A 232-nucleotide genomic window follows, 5' to 3' on the forward strand; every position below is an offset into this window, starting at 1 on the left:
ACGCTGGCGCTGGGTGGCGCATCGCTGGCCAGCAGCGAACGGCCGAAGCCCAGCGTGCGCATACCCGGTTCCAGCAACTGCAGCAGCGTTGCACCCGAATCCAGTGTGCTGCCGGCGCGCGTGACCACTTGCTGCGGCGCGATATCCTTGCCCAGGAACAGCAGCAGGTTTTCGCGCTTCTGCTTGGCGAGTACATCGCTGAGATCGTTGGGCATCGCCAGGTGATCGGAGG

At 65.1% G+C, this 232-nt stretch carries 1 pseudogene; it reads right to left on the reverse strand.

Features of this window, described 5'->3' with window-relative positions:
• Positions 1 to 232 (reverse strand): annotated as a pseudogene (locus tag ABQX22_RS26800) (phosphoglycerol transferase I); the annotation flags it as partial.

It is taken from the genome of Xanthomonas sp. WHRI 1810A, from assembly GCF_040202885.1.
Taxonomy (GTDB): Bacteria; Pseudomonadota; Gammaproteobacteria; order Pseudomonadales; family Pseudomonadaceae; genus Aquipseudomonas.